The following is a 16489-nucleotide window of genomic DNA, read 5'->3' as shown; positions in this document are numbered from 1 at the left end:
CCTGCCACCGTTCCCTGCGGGCGACGCTCTGTGCGGACGAGCCCGCCGCCGCAGACCCTTCCGGCGCCCCGAGAGCCTCTCAGAAGGGGGCACACAGGGGCAGCGGACTACTCCGGCGCCCCCTGCACCCGCACCCGCCACGGACCGCTGAGAGCACCATTGAGACGCCCCTGCCATCGACCGCCCCACGATCGCTCGGGATGCGGCGGACGTGGTTGGCCGGAAGCGAGGACGTAGGAGCGCTGTGGGGTGAAGTGAGGTTCTCTGTCATCGGCGACAGAATGGGTCAGAGCACCATATAACCTCTCCTGCATGACCGGATCCCTGCTCGAGGTGATCGCGCTGAACGTGCGTGACGCCGTGGCCGCTGAACAGGGCGGAGCCGACCGGCTGGAAGTGGTCGCCGACATGGCGGCCGACGGGCTGACCCCATCGCCCGAGACCGTGGCCGCGATCGCCGCCGATTGCCCTCTGCCGCAGATGGTGATGCTCCGCTGCGACGCCAACTTCGTGGCCGACGCCGACGTCCTGGACCGGTTGCGGCGCGATGCCAAGGCGCTGGCGCAGGCCGGAGCGGCCGGATTCGTGTTCGGGTTTCTGGACGGCCAGGGCGTCGTCGACCTCGCGGCCACCGAGGCGCTCATCCACGCCGTCTCGCCGCTCCCGTGGACGTTCCACCGGGCTGTCGACCACGCCGCCGACGTACAGGCGTCCTGGCGGGCCGTGCGCCTGCTGCCCAACCTCGCCACCGTGCTCACCTCCGGCTCGCCCGCCGGGGTGGGCCAGGGCCTGCCGGTGCTGAAGACGCGCGCCGAGGCGGGCGACGGCTCCATCATCCTGGCCGGCGGAGGTCTCCGGCCGGGGCACGTGCCCGCCCTGCTGGACTATGGCATCCGCGCCTTCCACGTGGGATCCGCCGTCCGGGCGACCTGGTCGGACCCGGTCGAATGGCGGCTCGTCCGGCAGTGGCGAGCCCTGGTGGAACGCGACTGAAGCTCAGGCGGTCAGGCCGTCAGGGGGAGTGCGGCGTTCGTCCGGGGGCGATGCCGATGGTCAGGGCAGCGTGGTGTGACACCCAGAGGTCAGGGGAGGGCGGCGTCTGCTCGGCGTAGGGCCGCGGTGAGGGTGCGGATCGTGGCGGGCTCGTCCATGAGCCCGTCTGCGGCCGCTCGCCGCTCCTCCCAGGCACGCACCCGCTCCCGGTAACCGTCATAACGGGCCAGGTGGAAGGCGTAGACGGTGGTGAACCTGCTCACCAGATGCGCCGGATGCATGTCCCAGCCCTGGTAGAAGCCGTGCCGCAACGAATGCTCGACCAGTTCGGCGTGCCGCCGCCACAACCCGTGTACGTCCCGCGCCGAGTCCGAGGCGGGTGCGGCGGCCAGCGACCCGTCCGACAGCTCCACCCCGGTGCCCGCGAACGCCGTCTGCATCACGTGCCGCGCATGGTCGCAGACCGGATGGTCGAGCCGCTGCTCGTGCGGCGGCAGCCCGATCGCGGCCGTGTAGTCGAACACGCCGAAGTGCGCCGCCGCCAGCCTGCCGTCAAGCGCCCCGGCCAGCTCGCCGCGCAGGAACGCCAGCGTCTGCGGCGCCTCCACCTGCATCTCGAAACGCAGCCGGGGCACCCCCTGAGCCGCCTCCAGCCGCTCCAGCACCTCGGCGAACTGCCCCAGGTATGCCTCCATCAGCACCTTCGGAAAGGTCACCGTGAACCCGCCCGGCAACTCCCCGACCCGCTCCACCACCCCGGCGACGAGCCCCTCCAGAGTCCGCACCGCCCGCTCCGGATCCCCGTCGGCGAACGACTTCACCCGCGGCCCCCACCGCCGCGGCAACGCCCCCGCCGCGTGCAGGGCGGCCACGGCCTCGGCCGCCCGCGCCACGTGCTCGTCCTCCTCCGCGTCCGGCCGCACGCCGTAGCCGTCCTCGAAGTCGATCCGCAGGTCCTCGATCGGCTCGGCCGACAGCTTGCGCAGCACCCGCCCGTGCACGGCGGCGGCCAGCCCCTCGGCCGGCCCGAACACCTCGCCCAGCTCATAAGGCCCGGCCAGATGCGCCTTGACCAGGGACAACGCCTGATCGCCCCACTCGGAGACGGTGCCGGCGGAGAACCGGTCGGCGGGGACGTACACGGTGTGCACCGGCTGCCAGCCGGGCTCGGCCATCGGGAAGCGGGCCTGCTGGGCGCGGTAGGTCTCCTCGAAGCCCTCAGGACGGACGGCACGCACGGAGCATGGCCTCCAGCCCGACGATCTTGACGCGTTCGCCCCGGCCCAGGGTTTTGGCCAGCTCGGCCTCGGCGGTCTCGATGGCGAGCCAGTCGTCGTAGGTCACAGGCCGCACACCACGCTCGGCCAGCAGCGCGTCGATGGACCCCCGAGGGGTCTCCTCGTGATCGGCGAGGTCGGAGAGCAGTGTGCGGACCGTTTCGGCGGCGTCGGACTTGTTGGTGCCGATCACCCCGGTGGGACCGCGCTTGAGCCAGCCCGCCACGTATTCGCGGTCCCGCACCCGCCCGGCCTCGTTGGGCACGGTCATGGTCCGCTCCGAGAACGGCACCCCGGGCAGCGGGACGCTCTGGTAACCGACCGAGCGCAGCACCATGCCGACCGGCAGGGTCTCGAACTCGCCGGTCCCGACCACGCGGCCCTCCTCCGACAGGCGGGTGCGTTCGAGCCGGAGGCCCTCGACCCGCTCGGAGCCGAGGATCTCCACGGGCCGCAGCCAGAACCGCACGTCGAGGCGGCGCGGCCGGCCGACCGGCTCGCGGGTGGACCACGACTGCAGGACCTTGATGTTGCCCTGGATCTGGCGCGGGAAGTCGCCGCCCAGCACGACGGCCTCCTCGGGGCGCACGCAGACGTCGGCGTTGGCCAGCTCGCCGAGCTCGCGCAGCTCCTTCAGGGTGAACTTGGCGTGCTCGGGACCCCGCCGGCCGACCATGTGGATGGCCTTGACCTGGCTTTCTTCGAGGCGTTCGAGCACGTCGTGGGGCACGTCGGTGGCGCGCAGCTCGTCGGAGGTCTTGGCCAGGACACGTACGACGTCCACGGCCACGTTGCCCACCCCGATCACCGCGACCTCCGAGGAGTCGAGCGTGAACCGGGTGGGGTCCACGTCGGGATGCCCGCAGTACCAGTTGACGAAGTCGGTCGCGGCCACGCTGCCCGGCAGGTCCTCGCCCGGGATGCCGAGCTTCCTGTCGACCATCGCCCCCGTGCAGTAGACCACCGCGTCGTAGGCGCCCAGCAGGTCGTCGACGGACAGGTGGGTGCCCAGCGTGACGCCGCCCAGGAAGCGCACCTGGGGCAGCTCCAGCACCCTGCGCAGGTAGTTGGCGATCGACTTGATCGAGGTGTGGTCGGGCGCCACCCCGTATCTGACCAGCCCGTACGGGGTCGGCAGGCGTTCGAGGACATCGACCTCGACCTGCTCGGCCGCCTGCTTGACCAGCGCCTCGGCCGTATAGATCCCGGCGGGGCCCGACCCGATGACCGCCACGTGCAACGTCACGCTGCCTCCTAAGACCCGGCTACACGCGTCCCACTAGATGTAACCGGCCAGTGTGATCGATGTATCCCCGATCCCCGGTCCAGATGAACCCGTCTCGGGCGAACACCGCATGATCGGCGCTGCTGCCAACGTATCCGGTCATCACCGCTCCCGGGCGGAGAAGCACCTCACCTTGGTTCTCGTCGGCCGGGGCACGGCCGTCCACGTCCCGGATCGACAGCCGGGGCGGGAGATCCGTGGGGACGTCATCGCGCCTCCGGAAATTGGTGAACCAAGCGCTCGCTAGGTAGTGCGTATCGGTGGTAAACACTTGCGGGAAGGGCGCGCACGCGATCAGAGTGGTTGCTCGTGAAGCGAAAGCACGCGCCGCGGCGGCCGAAGGACGGCGCTGACCCCGACGCCGCCGACGACGACCTCTCGCTCACCAGCGCCCGCCGCTACGAGGCGTTCGGCCGGGTGATGGCCGCGCTCGCGACCGAGGCCGACTTCATCGAGTCCTGCCGTGACCTGACGTGGTGGCGCGGGGCCGACCACAGCTGGCACATCGAGTGGCGCGACGGCCCGTACGCCGCCGAGGTGGCCTCCCTGCTCGCCGATGAGGTGCGCGACCCGGAGTTCGACGGCTCGCTCGTCACCGAGGCCGGCCCCGGCGGGGACGGCTCGGCCGTGCTCGACGTGATGGGCGTGCGGTTCGAGCTGCGCGCGATCGACCCGATGGGCCGGGCGACCGTACGCGAGCGCCCCGGCTTCTGGCGCCTGTCGGAGGCCCTGGACACCACCCGGCGCACCAACACCCGCCATCCCTGGGAAGAACTGCTCGGCGGTTAGCCGGCGAAGACGTGCGAGGCGGGGGCGGCGGCCATCGCCGCCGACCGTAGAAACGGGCGGGGCGACAGCACCCGGCTCCCGCCATGGCGCGCCGGGCCGGTCGGCGAGGTGGGCGCGGAGCTCCTCGGCGGGCGTCATGGCAGCTTGTTCGCCAAGCGATTGTTTGCGTTACAACGTCGATGACCATAATTTGCCTTTTTTGTAACGCCGCATAATCTCTGTGTGGCCTTCCGGGTAAGCAGTGGGGGGATCGCTACCAGGGAATGGAGATGGAAGGCCCGAGAATCGACTATCGGGACTTCGCCGAATACGACCGTCGCCAGCGCGGCATCGAACGCCATCTGGTGGCGGCCTTCGCGGGAGGACTCGCCGTCGGGCTGGCCGGCGTGCTCGTCGCCGGCCAGGGCCCGGGATGGGCCGGCCAGATCTTCGACCCCTACGTCTATCTCGCCGTGGCGCTGGTCGTGGGGGCCAGCGCGTCGGGGTTCGGGTGGGCGTTGCTGACGACGTTCCTGGCGGTGGTCTCGATGCTGGCCGCGGCCATCGGCGCGAGCGCGTTCGGCGGGATGGCCCCCTTCACCGTCGTCGGCGGCAGCACAGCCGGGTTCGACTGGTCGACACTCGCGCCCATCGCCGTGGGCCTGCTGGCGTACGTGACCCGCCGGGACGACCTGTGGGGCGACCTGGCGGGGGGCGCCGTCGGCGCGGCGCTGATCGCGCACGTGGTGAACCGTGTGGCGCCCGAGCTCGACGCCGGCGAGCAGGTGTTCTGGCCCGGGCCCGCGGTGGCGGTCGGGCTGCTGACCGTCGTCCTGGTGTCGGCGCTGCGCAGGAACGCGCGCCGGCGGGTGCGCGCGCTGGCGATGTCGGCGCTGTTCGCCGGCCTGATCACCGTCGGCTGCGCGGCCTCCGTGGCGGGCTGGGTCCCGCTGCCGGCGTGACCCCGGAGGTGGCCCGCGGATAACGCCGAGCGAGCGGCCCCCCTGACTGGATAGCCTGTAAGCCATCACATCCAGGTACGAGCAAGGAGTAGCCGTGTTGCTGCGCATGTCGTCGTTGTTTCTTCGCACCCTGCGGGACGACCCGGCAGACGCGGAAGTGCCGAGCCACAAGCTCCTGGTCCGCGCCGGCTACGTCCGCCGCGTGGCGCCCGGCATCTACTCGTGGCTGCCCCTGGGCAAGATGGTGCTGGAAAACGTCACCCGGATCATCCGCGAGGAGATGAACCGGATGGGCGGCCAGGAGGTGCTCTTCCCCGCCCTGCTGCCCCGCGAGTTCTACGAGGCCACCGGCCGCTGGACCGAATACGGCGACAACATCTTCCGGCTCCAGGACCGCAAGGGCGCCGACTACCTTCTCGGTCCCACCCACGAGGAGCTCTTCACCGACATGGTGAAGGGCGAATACTCCTCCTACAAGGACTATCCGGTCACGCTCTACCAGATTCAGACCAAATACCGCGACGAGGCCCGGCCCAGGGCGGGCATCCTGCGCGGGCGGGAGTTCGTCATGAAGGACTCCTACTCCTTCGACCTCGACGACGACGGCCTCAAGCGCTCCTACGAGCAGCACCGGGAGGCCTACATCCGCACGTTCGACCGGCTCGGCATCGACTACAAGGTCGTGTTCGCCATGTCGGGGGCGATGGGCGGCTCGGCGTCGGAGGAGTTCCTGGCGCCCACGCCCACCGGCGAGGACACGTTCGTGGCCTGCCGCTCCTGCGACTACGCGGCCAACGCCGAGGCCGTCGTCACGTCCGCCCCGGCCGCCCGCGCGATCGACGACGCGGCGCCGCTGCAGGTGCTCGACACGCCCGACACGCCCACGATCGAGTCCCTGGTGTCCTACGTCAACGAGCACCACGGCCTGTCGATCACCGCCGCCGACACCCTGAAGAACGTCGTCGTCAAGGTCTTCACGCCGGGCTCCGGCAAGACGGAGACGCTGGTCATCGGCGTTCCGGGGGACCGGGAGGTGGACTTCAAGCGCCTGGAGGCGGCGCTGTCGCCCGGCGAGCCCGCCATCTTCGAGGCCGCCGACTTCGCCGCGCACCCCGGCCTCGTGCGCGGCTACATCGGCCCGCAGGCCCTGCGCGAGCTGGGCATCCGCTACCTCGTCGACCCCCGGGTGGTCACCGGCACGTCCTGGGTCACGGGCGCCAACGAGGCGGGCAGGCACGCGGCCAACGTGGTGGCGGGGCGCGACTTCACCCCCGACGGCACCATCGAGGCCGCCGAGGTGCGCGCCGGCGACCCCTGCCCCCGCTGCGGCTCGGCGCTGTCCATCGACCGGGGCATCGAGATCGGCCACATCTTCCAGCTCGGCCGCAAATACGCCGACGCCGCCGGCCTCGACGCCCTCGGCCCCGACGGCAAGCCGATCCGCATCACCATGGGCTCCTACGGCATCGGCGTCTCGCGCGCCGTGGCGGTCATCGCCGAGCAGTCCCACGACTCGCTCGGCCTGGTGTGGCCCCGCGAGGTGGCCCCGGCCGACGTGCACATCGTCGGGACCGGCAAGGAAAACCAGGTGGAGGCCGCCCTGGAGCTGGCCACCGAGCTGGAGTCGCGCGGGGCGCGGGTGCTGGTGGACGACCGGGCCCAGGTGTCGCCCGGCGTGAAGTTCAAGGACGCGGAGCTGCTCGGCATCCCGACGATCGTGGTCGTCGGCCGGGGGCTGTCGCAGGGCGTGGTGGAGCTCCGCGACCGCGTCTCGGGCGAGAAGTCGGAGATCCCGCTGGTCGAGGCCGCCGACCGCGTCCTGGCAGCGATGGCCTGACACCCGCCGGACCGTCCCCGCGGTCGCCCGCCGGTGACTCCGGCCGGCGGCCGCGTGCGGTCCCGGGGCGTGCTCACGAGGGTTTCCGGAGGGCGAGGACCGACGTGACGACACAGCTCGGCATGACCGCGCCCCAGGTCTCCCGGCACCCGCGCCGGCTGCGGGAGGCCCAGCTCGTGCGCACCCACCGGCGCGGCTCGGTCGTCTCCTGCCGGCTCGACGCCGGCGCCGTGGAACGCCTCGGCCCCGACCTGCTCTCAGTCCTTTACCACTGAGGGCGCGGGGGTCGCGGCGACCGGCATGCCGGGGAATGCCGCGGGCTGGTCGGGCCGGAAGCCGTAGGAGCGACTCACGGCATCCTGCATGGCCAGCGCGGCATAGCGGCGCAACGACGTGTCCCGCGCGGCGGCCAGCTCCAGGTAGGCGGCCGTGATGCCGGACTCCAGATGAACCGCCAGCCGGACCGCCAGGGTGGCGTCGCCGGGGAAGAACGGCAGCGCGTAGGACGCGTCGGGCTCGACCGGCCGGCCGCCCCGCGCCCTGAGGTAGGTGCGCAACTGGTCGCGACGCGCCCGGTGGGCCTCGAACGCCAAGGTCATCCTGTCCCGCAGCGAACCCGACGTCCGCGCCCCCAGCAGCCCGTACGCGTAAACCGCCGCGTGCTCCGCCGCCAGCGCCTTGCTGAGTTTCCCGACGTCGTCGGCGCTCGTGTCGCTCACCATGCTCCCGTCATCGCGATCATGTCACCCGTGCTCCCGCCACCACGCTCACAGGGACCTCGGCAGCGCCCTGACATGAGCGGCCTCGCAGGCGCCGATGCTGGCGATGAGCTGGGCCACCCCGGGCGAGACGTCGGCGAGCCGGCGGACGCGCTGGGCCGCCGCCTTGCCCTCCAGATCCCGCAACCGGGACAGCGACACTCGCTGCGGGGTGGCCGACGGCGAGGGCGAGGGCTGTGCCGTTCCCGAGACCTGGCGTGGTGACGGGGGGACGGTCACGTGCTTGCGCAGCTCGTTGAGGTGCGCCTGGTGGCGGTCGCGGAACGGGACCAGCTTCTGCGCCCCGCCGGCGATCAGGGAAGAATAGAGTGCGATCGTGCGTTCCTTCTCCGCGATCAGGTCTTTCAGCAGCCGGCTCTCGGGGGTGTCCGTGGCCTGGGGTGTCGGCGCGGGCGCGGGCGCGGAGGGGCTGCAGGCGGTCAGAGCCGCCGCTCCGCCCGCCAGCAAGGCTCGCCGGGACAGGTGAAGCGGGCGCACGGGCTTGGACCTCCAGTAACTACGGACGCAGATAGCATCGTACGGGCTGGCACCCACGATGGCTGTCAGGCGACGCCCGCCATTCGACCACGACGAGTGGCGCTCTTTCCGTGCCCGCATACGGATAGGGTGTCAACTGTCGTCGCTGGCTGAGCGGCCACGCGGCGCGAGCCTGAGGCGAGGTCCGCCCGGCTGAGACATGACAATAGGGGAGGTCGATATGGGCAGCGCATCACCCCGCGACCACCTGATGAAGCTCCTTGAGCCCGTGGTCAGCGCGGAGGGCCTCGACCTGGAGGACATCACGGTCACCCAGGCAGGCAAGAGACGGCTGCTCCGCGTGATCGTCGACAGGGACGGCGGCGTGAGCCTGGACGACGTGGCAGACGTGAGCCAGGCCGTTTCCACGGCACTCGACGACGACGACTCGATGGGACCGGCGGCCTACACGCTGGAGGTCTCCTCGCCGGGCGTCGACCGTCCCCTCACCGAGCCGCGGCACTGGCGCCGGGCCGCCAAGCGGCTGGTCAAGGCGGAGATGAGAGACGGCTCTGTGCTGGAAGGCCGCATTCTGACCGCGGATGACAGCGGTGTCGACCTCGATATCGCGGGCACCGCACGCAGGCTTGATTACGAGGACCTGACCCGGGGACGGGTACAGGTGGAGTTCCGCCGACTCGACGACGTCGACGGCGAAGGCTAGGGGGGAGCCGTCGTGGACATCGACATGAGCGTCCTGCGCAGCCTGGAGCGGGAAAAGGACATCTCCTTCGACCTGGTCGTCAAGGCGATCGAGGACGCGCTGCTGATCGCTTACTTCCGGACCGACGGTGCCGCCGCCAAGGCGCGGGCCGAGCTCGACCGGAGCAGCGGTCACGTCACCATCTGGGCCGCCGAGCTGGACGAGGAGGGCGAGGTCGTCAGGGAGTTCGACGATACGCCCAACAACTTCAGCCGGATCGCGGCCACCACCGCCAAGCAGGTCATCCTGCAGCAACTGCGCGACGCCGAGGACGAGATCAACTTCGGTGAGTTCGCCAGCCGCGAGGGCGAGCTGGTCTCCGGCGTCATCCAGCAGGGCAAGGACCCGCGCGTCGTGCTGGTCGACCTCGGCAAGATCGAGGCCGTGCTGCCGCACGCCGAGCAGGTCCCCGGTGAGGAATACGTGCACGGAGAGCGCATCCGCGCCTACGTGGTGCAGGTGAAGAAGGGTCACAAGGGCCCCTCCGTCACCTTGTCGCGCACGCATCCCGGGCTGGTGAAGAAGCTGTTCGCGCTGGAGGTGCCGGAGATCGCCGACGGGACCGTGGAGATCGCCGCGGTGGCGCGCGAGGCGGGCCACCGCACGAAGATCGCGGTCAGGTCCCGCAAGCCCGGCGTCAACGCCAAGGGCGCGTGCATCGGCCCGATGGGCTCGCGCGTGCGCAACGTGATGACCGAGCTGCACGGCGAGAAGATCGACATCATCGACTGGTCCGAGGATCCGGGCGAATTCGTGGGGAATGCCCTCTCGCCCGCACGTGTTTCCCACGTGGAGGTTCTCGATCTCGAAGGGCGCGTGGCGCGGGTGACCGTGCCCGACTACCAGCTTTCGCTGGCCATCGGTAAGGAAGGGCAGAATGCCCGGCTCGCCGCGAGGCTCACCGGATGGCGGATCGACATCCGGCCGGATACTCAGGCCGAAGATGCCGCCGGTTCCGTAGATGCGTCAACACGGTAAGCTGGAATATGGTGGCCAAGCGGTCCCACAGCGCACATGTGTGGGCTGCAGGGTTCGCGCGGCTAAGTCCGAGCTGCTCCGCCTGGTGCGGGTTGAGGATCATGTGATCCCTGACCTGCGAGGACGGCTTCCGGGTCGCGGTGCATCGCTGCACCCGTCCCTGAGTTGTCTGGAGCTTGCCGAGCGCCGCCGAGCGTTCCCGCGCGCGTTCCGCGTGCCGGGGCCGCTTGACGTCTTGCGCTTGCGGGCGCACCTGGAGGGAGAACCACGAAATGTCATGTAGGACGCCGAGTTGATGGGCGGAGTCAGATTGCTATGAGCGCCTGATGAGCACGCGGCGATGAAGACGTCAAGGTAGCGACGGTCCGGACGGCATAGCCAGCCTCCCGGGCCGAGTAAGGGAGTGCAGTGGCGAAGGTCCGGGTATACGAGCTCGCTAAGGAGTTCGGCGTAGAGAGCAAGGTCGTCATGGCCAAGCTCCAAGAGATGGGAGAGTTCGTCCGTTCGGCGTCCTCGACCATCGAGGCGCCGGTGGTCCGCAGGCTCACCGAAGCTCTGGGCGCATCGAAGGGTGGGCCCTCCAGGGGCGGCGGCTCGCCGTCCAACAAGCCGCAGCCGCCGAAGGCTGCGCCCCGGCCGGCGGACAGCCAGGCCGGTAATGGCGCCTCGGGTGCGCCGATCCCCTCTGCTCCGCGTCCGGGTCCGAGGCCCGGTCCGCGTCCGGGTCCCGCGGGCGGCGGTCAGCCGCGCCCGCCGGTGCCCATGCCACACCAGCCCCAGCAGCAGCCGGAGGCCGCGCGAGGTGAGACCTCCGGGGCCCCGCAGGCGCGTTTCGAGAGTGGCGCGCCCGCTCGTCCCACTCCGGGCCCGCGGCCCGGCCCGCGTCCGAGCCCGGGTCCCAAGCCCGGCCCCCGTCCGGGTCCCGCGGGTGGCGGCGGCCAGCAGGCGCCGCGTCCCGCCTCCGGTGGTGGCGACCGTGGCGGTCCGCGTCCCGGCCCGGGTCCCAAGCCGGGTCCCCGGGGCCCGCGTCCCGGCAACAACCCGTTCTCTTCCAACGCCAGCGGCATGGGCCAGTCCCGTCCGCCGCGCCAGGGCGGCAACCGCGACGGTGGTGGCGGCCCCGGGCAGCGCGAGCGTCGTGACGGTCCGCCGCGCGACGGCGCGATGCCGCGCCCGCCGCAGGGCCGTGGCGGCGGCGAAGGCAGGCCCGGCGGCGCCGGGCCGCGGCCGGGCCCGCCCCCCGGTGGCCCGCGTCCCGGTCCCGGTGCGGGTGGTCCCCGCCCCGGTGGCCCGCGTCCCAACCCGATGATGATGCCGCAGGGTCGTCCCTCCGGTCCGGGCGGCGGCGGTGGCGGCCGGCCCGGGCCTGGTGGCGGTGGCGGTGGCGGCGGTCGTCCCGGTGGTGGCGGCGGTGGCCGTCCCGGCGGTGGCGGCGGTCGTCCCGGTGGCGGCGGCGGCGGGTTCGCCGGCCGTCCGGGTGGCGGCGGCGGCGCAGGTCCGCGCACCGGCACCGGCGGTCCCGGTGGTGGTGGCGGCGGCGGCGGTGGCTTCGGCGGCCGTCCCGGTGGCGGCGGCCGTGGCCGTGGCGGTGGCACCGCGGGTGCCTTCGGGCGTCCCGGTGGCCGTCCCGCGCGTGGTCGCAAGTCCAAGCGCCAGCGGCGCCAGGAGTTCGACAACATGTCGGCGCCGGCGATCGGCGGCGTGCAGGTCGCTCGCGGCAACGGCGCGACGATCCGCCTGCCGCGCGGCGCCTCGCTGGCCGACTTCGCCGACCGCATCGGCGCGAACCCCGCCTCGCTCGTGCAGATCATGCTGCACCTCGGCGAGATGGTGACCGCGACCCAGTCGGTCAACGAGGAGACGCTGCAGCTCCTGGGTGCCGAGCTGGACTACAACATCCAGGTCGTCAGCCCGGAGGAGGAGGACCGCGAGCTTCTCGAGGCCTTCGACATCGAGTTCGGCGAGGACGAGGGCGACGAGGGCGACCTGGCCGCGCGTCCGCCGGTCGTGACCGTCATGGGTCACGTCGACCACGGTAAGACGAAGCTGCTCGACGCCATCCGCAAGACCAACGTGGTGGCGCGCGAGGCGGGTGGCATCACCCAGCACATCGGCGCCTACCAGGTCTCCGCCGAGCACGAGGGCGAAGACCGGAAGATCACCTTCATCGACACCCCGGGTCACGAGGCGTTCACCGCCATGCGTGCCCGTGGTGCCAAGTCCACCGACATCGCGGTGCTGGTGGTCGCGGCCGACGACGGTGTGAAGCCGCAGACGATCGAGGCCCTCAACCACGCCCAGGCGGCCGACGTGCCGATCGTGGTGGCGGTCAACAAGGTCGACAAGGAGGGCGCCGACCCCAACAAGGTGCGCGCCCAGCTCACCGAATACGGCCTGGTGGCCGAGGAATACGGCGGCTCGACGCTGTTCGTCGACATCTCGGCGAAAAACGGCACGGGCATCGACCAGCTCCTCGAGGCCATCGTGCTGACCGCGGACGCCGAGCTCGACCTGCGCGCCAACCCGACGATGGACGCCCAGGGCATCGCGATCGAGGCACACCTCGACAAGGGTCGCGGCCCCGTCGCGACCGTCCTGGTCCAGCGCGGCACGCTGCGCGTCGGCGACTCGATCGTGTGTGGCGAGGCCTTCGGCCGCGTCCGCGCGATGCTCGACGACAACGGCGACCCGGTCGAGGAGGCCACGCCGTCCCGTCCCGTCCTGGTGATGGGCCTGACGGCCGTGCCGAGCGCCGGTGACAACTTCATCGTCGTCACCGACGACCGCATGGCCCGGCAGATCGCCCAGCAGCGCGCGGCGCGCAAGCGCAGCGCCGACATGGCGAAGTCGAGCCGTCGCCGCACCCTCGAAGAGCTGTTCAGCGACCTCGAGAAGGGCCGCGTCGACGAGCTCAAGCTCATCATCAAGGGTGACGTGTCCGGTTCGGTGGAGGCCCTGGAAGACGCCCTGCTCAAGATCGACGTCGGCGACGAGGTCAGGCTCCGTGTCCTGCACCGCGCGGTCGGCGCGATCACCGAGTACGACGTCAACCTGGCCGTCGCCGACGACAACGCGGTCATCATCGGCTTCAACGTGCGCCCCGAGCCTCGGGCGCGCGACCTGGCCGAGCGCGAGGGCGTCGACATCCGCTACTACTCGGTCATCTACCAGGCGATCGAGGAGATCGAGGCGGCGCTCAAGGGCATGCTCAAGCCCGAGTTCGAAGAGGTCCAGATGGGCACGGCGGAGGTCCGCGAGATCTTCAAGGTGCCGAAGATCGGCAACATCGCCGGTTCGCTGGTCCGCTCCGGCGTGATCGTCCGCAACAGCAAGGCCAGGATCATCCGCGACGGCGTCGTCGTCGCCGACAACCTGACCGTCTCGTCCCTGCGTCGCTTCAAGGATGACGCGACCGAGGTCCGCGAGGGCTTCGAGTGCGGTATCGGGGTCGGCTACAACGACCTCCGGATCGACGACGTGATCGAGACATTCGAAATGCGGGAGAAGCCGCGCGTGTGACGCGCGGCCGGGCGCCCGGAGGGACATCCGCCGGGCGCCACTCGCGCGCCCTGGCCTGGTCCCCACCGCAGCAGGCCGGGGGTGCGCTCACCACACCAGGTCAAAGCGGTGGTTGCCAACGATGTATGTGGGTGCCCTTACCCTGGACATCCTGCTCGGCGATGTCAGATCGCTGAAGCAGAAGCGCTCTGTCGTCCGGCCGCTGATCGCCGAGCTGCAGCGACGTTATCCCAGCATCGCCGTGGCTGAGACCGGCCATCTCGACCTGCACCGCAGGGCCGAGGTCGGCGTCGCGGTCGTCTCCGCCTCCGCGGCGAACTGCCAGGAGGTGCTGGACGCCTGCGAGCGGATGGTGGCCTTCCGCCCCGAGATCGAGCTGCTGTCGGCCAGGCACCGGCTCTACAACGACGAAGATTGAACGACAGCACGGCCAGGACGTGCGTGAGGGGGAGCGAACATGGTGGACGCCGCACGAGCGCGCAAGCTCGCCGACCGCATCCAGCAGATCGTCGCCGAGATGCTGGAGCGCCGGATCAAGGACCCGCGCCTGGGCTTCGTCACCGTGACCGACACACGCATCACGGCGGACCTGCGCGAGGCGACGGTGTTCTACACGGTGTTCGGCTCCGATGCCGAGCGGGCCGACAGTGCCGCCGCCTTGGAGAGCGCCAAGGGGATCATCCGTTCCGAGGTGGGCCGCCAGACGGGCGTGCGGTTCACCCCCACGTTGACGTTCAAGCACGACCCCCTGCCTGACAGCGCGCGCCAGCTTGACGATTTGATCACCGCCGCCCGGGCCAGGGACGCCGAGGTGGCGCGCCAGGCCCAGGGCGCCGCCTACGCCGGCGAGGCCGACCCCTACCGCAAGCCCGACGAGGTGGCCGAGCCTGGCGGGGACGACCCCGCGTGACGCCCAACGTACGCGACAGAGCAGACCGCCCGTCCCGCGCGGCTCCGTGCCCCGGCGGTGCGATCCCCGAGATCTCGTGGGACCGGGCGCTGCGTCTCATCGGCGGGACCGAGGAGGTCGCGCTGGCCTGCCACGTGACGCCCGACGGCGACGCGCTCGGCTCGATGCTGGCCGTCGGGTTCGTGCTGCGCTCGATGGGCAAGCGGGTCGTGGCGTCGTTCGGCGACCGGAACTTCGCGGTGCCCCGGTTGCTGCGGTTTCTGCCGGGTCAGGACATGCTGGTGCCGCCGGAGGACTTCCCGGCCGCGCCTGAGCTGGTGATCACGTTCGACGCCTCGATGTCGGAGCGGCTGGGGCTGCTGCGCGACAACGCCGCCCGGGCGCGTGAGGTCATCGTGGTCGACCACCATCCCTCCAACCGGGGGTTCGGCACGCTCAGCCTCGTCGACTCCACGGTCGCGGCCACGGCGATGCTGGCCGAGCAACTGGTCTACCGGCTCGGCGGGCGGCTCGACCGGGACATCGCCACGTGTCTCTACGCCGGGTTGGTGACCGACACGGGTTCGTTCCGCTACCCCTCGACGACGCCCGCCGTGCACCAGATGGCGGCCAGGCTGGTGGCCACCGGGTTGCGGACCGAGGAGATCGCCCGCGAGCTGTGGGACCGCTCGCCGTTCGGCTACCTCAAGGTGCTGGCCTCCGCGCTGGAACGGGTGAGGCTGGAGGACGGGCTGGTGTGGACCCACGTGACGCGGGTCGACCGGGCCGCGCAGGGGCTGCCGTACGCGGAGCTTGAGGGCATCATCGACATCGTGCGACGTACGGACGAGGCCGAGGTCGCTGTCGTGCTCAAGGAGGACGACCACGGCGACTGGCAGGTGTCGACCCGGTCCAAGGGCGCGGTGGACGTGGGGGCCGTGTGCTCGGCACTGGGTGGCGGCGGTCACCACGACGCCGCCGGATACACCTCACACGTCAGCGAGGCGGAGACCATGACGAGGTTCAGGCGCGAGCTGGCGAAGGCGCGGCGGCGTTCGAGCAGGGCGGTGTGATGGCGGAGAGCGGGTTGATCATCGTCGACAAGCCGGGCGAGTGGACCTCGCACGACGTGGTGGCCAAGATGCGGCGCATCGCGGGCACCCGGCGGGTGGGGCACGCGGGCACGCTCGACCCGATGGCCACCGGCGTGCTGGTGGTCGGGGTGGAGAAGGCGACCAGGCTGCTCGGGCACCTCGCGCTGACGGAGAAGGTCTACGAGGCCACGATGAGGCTCGGGGTGAGCACCAACACCGACGACGCCGAGGGCGAGGTCGTCGCCACGGCCTCGGCGGCGGAGGTGACGGAGGCCGAGATCCGCAAGGGGATCGCGGCGCTGACCGGGGAGATCCTGCAGGTCCCGCCGCAGGTGAGCGCCATCAAGGTGAACGGGCAGCGGGCCTACAAGGCGGCGCGGGCCGGCGAGGCGGTGGAGCTGGCGGCCCGGCCGGTGACGGTGCGGTCGTTCGAGGTGCTGGACGTCAGGCGCGGTCGGAATACGGCGGGTGCCGACGTGGTGGACGTGGACGCCGTCGTGACCTGCTCCAGCGGCACCTACATCCGGGCGCTGGCCCGGGACCTGGGGGCGGCGCTGGGGGTCGGAGGGCATCTGACGCGGCTGCGGCGTACCCGGGTGGGGCCCTATGACCTGTCGCTGGCCAGGAGCATCGAGCAGCTCGCGGAGGAGTGCGTGGTGCTGCCGATCGGGGAGGCGGTGGCGGCGGCGTTCCCGCGCAGGGACGTGACGGCCGAGGAGGCGCGGGTCATCGGGCACGGCGGGCGCCTGCCGGCGGCCGGGCTCGGGAAGGGGCCGATCGGGGTGTTCGGGCCCGAGGGCGAGCTGCTGGCGCTGGTGGAGGAGCAGGGCCGGGTGGCCAAGCCACTTGCCGTCTTCGTGCCTTAGCGCTCGCCGTTCTTCGCGTCCTG

The 16489-nt window shown here is 71.4% G+C and carries 17 protein-coding genes; 13 read left to right on the top strand and 4 right to left on the bottom strand.

Features of this window, described 5'->3' with window-relative positions; genetic code table 11:
* The first annotated feature begins 312 nt into the window (after positions 1 to 312).
* Positions 313 to 993 carry a copper homeostasis protein CutC gene (locus tag ABGB18_RS26535; RefSeq protein ID WP_347698304.1) on the top strand — a complete coding sequence of 227 codons (681 nt, stop codon included), beginning with the start codon at positions 313 to 315 and terminating at the stop codon, positions 991 to 993.
* 89 nt (positions 994 to 1082) lie between these two features.
* On the opposite strand, the gene ABGB18_RS26530 is transcribed toward ABGB18_RS26535, so the two are convergent.
* The gene (locus ABGB18_RS26530) at positions 1083 to 2231 is read right to left on the bottom strand and encodes an aldolase (RefSeq protein ID WP_347698303.1); all 1149 of its coding nucleotides are present in this window, start codon (positions 2229 to 2231) and stop codon (positions 1083 to 1085) included.
* Positions 2212 to 3516 carry an FAD-dependent oxidoreductase gene (locus ABGB18_RS26525; protein ID WP_347698302.1) on the bottom strand — a complete coding sequence of 435 codons (1305 nt, stop codon included), beginning with the start codon at positions 3514 to 3516 and terminating at the stop codon, positions 2212 to 2214. Before ABGB18_RS26525 ends, ABGB18_RS26530 begins: the two co-directional genes overlap by 20 nt.
* Positions 3517 to 3864: 348 nt before the next feature.
* On the opposite strand from ABGB18_RS26525, the gene ABGB18_RS26520 reads away from it, so the two are divergent.
* The 4 genes from ABGB18_RS26520 (at position 3865) to ABGB18_RS26505 (ending at position 7397) form a co-directional block, all read left to right on the top strand.
* Entirely contained in the window at positions 3865 to 4344 is a 480-nt protein-coding gene (locus tag ABGB18_RS26520; protein WP_347698301.1) for a hypothetical protein, read from the top strand.
* A 269-nt stretch (positions 4345 to 4613) separates the two neighbouring features.
* On the top strand, positions 4614 to 5285 hold the full coding sequence (locus ABGB18_RS26515) for a hypothetical protein (RefSeq protein WP_347698300.1): 672 nt from the start codon (positions 4614 to 4616) through the stop codon (positions 5283 to 5285).
* A gap of 94 nt (positions 5286 to 5379) precedes the next feature.
* Entirely contained in the window at positions 5380 to 7122 is a 1743-nt protein-coding gene (locus tag ABGB18_RS26510; protein ID WP_347698299.1) for a proline--tRNA ligase, read from the top strand.
* A 104-nt stretch (positions 7123 to 7226) separates the two neighbouring features.
* Complete coding sequence (locus ABGB18_RS26505; RefSeq protein ID WP_347698298.1) at positions 7227 to 7397, top strand: hypothetical protein; 171 nt, start codon at positions 7227 to 7229, stop codon at positions 7395 to 7397.
* Here ABGB18_RS26505 and ABGB18_RS26500 read toward each other — a convergent pair.
* Entirely contained in the window at positions 7380 to 7844 is a 465-nt protein-coding gene (locus tag ABGB18_RS26500; protein WP_347698297.1) for a ferritin-like domain-containing protein, read from the bottom strand. The genes ABGB18_RS26505 and ABGB18_RS26500 overlap by 18 nt on opposite strands.
* 45 nt (positions 7845 to 7889) lie before the next feature.
* Positions 7890 to 8378, bottom strand: coding sequence for a hypothetical protein (locus ABGB18_RS26495; protein WP_347698296.1), 489 nt, complete (start codon positions 8376 to 8378; stop codon positions 7890 to 7892).
* 220 nt (positions 8379 to 8598) lie between these two features.
* On the opposite strand from ABGB18_RS26495, the gene rimP reads away from it, so the two are divergent.
* The 8 genes from rimP to truB all read left to right on the top strand — a co-directional run bounded on the left by rimP (position 8599) and on the right by truB (position 16466).
* A complete protein-coding gene (rimP, locus tag ABGB18_RS26490) occupies positions 8599 to 9081 on the top strand; it encodes a ribosome maturation factor RimP (RefSeq protein ID WP_347698295.1) in 483 nt (160 codons plus the stop codon).
* Between the two features lie 12 nt (positions 9082 to 9093).
* Entirely contained in the window at positions 9094 to 10098 is a 1005-nt protein-coding gene (gene nusA, locus ABGB18_RS26485) for a transcription termination factor NusA (RefSeq protein WP_347698294.1), read from the top strand.
* Positions 10082 to 10381 carry a YlxR family protein gene (locus ABGB18_RS26480; protein ID WP_347698293.1) on the top strand — a complete coding sequence of 100 codons (300 nt, stop codon included), beginning with the start codon at positions 10082 to 10084 and terminating at the stop codon, positions 10379 to 10381. Before nusA ends, ABGB18_RS26480 begins: the two co-directional genes overlap by 17 nt.
* 125 nt (positions 10382 to 10506) lie before the next feature.
* Complete coding sequence (gene infB / locus ABGB18_RS26475; protein ID WP_347698292.1) at positions 10507 to 13617, top strand: translation initiation factor IF-2; 3111 nt, start codon at positions 10507 to 10509, stop codon at positions 13615 to 13617.
* Positions 13618 to 13738: 121 nt separating this feature from the next.
* Positions 13739 to 14035, top strand: a complete 297-nt coding sequence (locus ABGB18_RS26470; RefSeq protein ID WP_347698291.1) for a DUF503 domain-containing protein — start codon at positions 13739 to 13741, stop codon at positions 14033 to 14035.
* 39 nt (positions 14036 to 14074) lie between these two features.
* On the top strand, positions 14075 to 14527 hold the full coding sequence (gene rbfA / locus ABGB18_RS26465; protein ID WP_347698290.1) for a 30S ribosome-binding factor RbfA: 453 nt from the start codon (positions 14075 to 14077) through the stop codon (positions 14525 to 14527).
* Positions 14524 to 15579: a bifunctional oligoribonuclease/PAP phosphatase NrnA gene (locus tag ABGB18_RS26460; RefSeq protein ID WP_347698289.1), complete on the top strand. Its 1056-nt coding sequence runs from the start codon at positions 14524 to 14526 to the stop codon at positions 15577 to 15579. The genes rbfA and ABGB18_RS26460 overlap by 4 nt, the downstream gene beginning before the upstream one ends.
* Entirely contained in the window at positions 15579 to 16466 is an 888-nt protein-coding gene (truB, locus tag ABGB18_RS26455) for a tRNA pseudouridine(55) synthase TruB (RefSeq protein ID WP_347698288.1), read from the top strand. The genes ABGB18_RS26460 and truB overlap by 1 nt, the downstream gene beginning before the upstream one ends.
* The last annotated feature ends 23 nt before the right edge of the window (positions 16467 to 16489 follow it).

The sequence above is a fragment of the Nonomuraea sp. B12E4 genome (assembly GCF_039871825.1).
Taxonomy (GTDB): domain Bacteria; phylum Actinomycetota; class Actinomycetes; order Streptosporangiales; family Streptosporangiaceae; genus Nonomuraea.
The sequence above is the reverse complement of the archived record's forward strand: the minus strand, read 5'-3'. Positions and strand labels throughout refer to the sequence as shown.

What these genes read in the sequence shown, in the direction of transcription:
- ABGB18_RS26480 (WP_347698293.1), top strand. Translation starts at nt 10,082, where the DNA reads ATGCGTCAACACGGTAAGCTGGAATATGGTGGCCAAGCGGTCCCACAG.
- ABGB18_RS26470 (WP_347698291.1), top strand. Translation starts at nt 13,739, where the DNA reads ATGTATGTGGGTGCCCTTACCCTGGACATCCTGCTCGGCGATGTCAGA.
- ABGB18_RS26500 (WP_347698297.1), bottom strand. Translation starts at nt 7,844, where the DNA reads ATGGTGAGCGACACGAGCGCCGACGACGTCGGGAAACTCAGCAAGGCG.
- ABGB18_RS26535 (WP_347698304.1), top strand. Translation starts at nt 313, where the DNA reads ATGACCGGATCCCTGCTCGAGGTGATCGCGCTGAACGTGCGTGACGCC.
- rbfA (WP_347698290.1), top strand. Translation starts at nt 14,075, where the DNA reads ATGGTGGACGCCGCACGAGCGCGCAAGCTCGCCGACCGCATCCAGCAG.
- ABGB18_RS26515 (WP_347698300.1), top strand. Translation starts at nt 4,614, where the DNA reads ATGGAAGGCCCGAGAATCGACTATCGGGACTTCGCCGAATACGACCGT.
- truB (WP_347698288.1), top strand. Translation starts at nt 15,579, where the DNA reads ATGGCGGAGAGCGGGTTGATCATCGTCGACAAGCCGGGCGAGTGGACC.
- rimP (WP_347698295.1), top strand. Translation starts at nt 8,599, where the DNA reads ATGGGCAGCGCATCACCCCGCGACCACCTGATGAAGCTCCTTGAGCCC.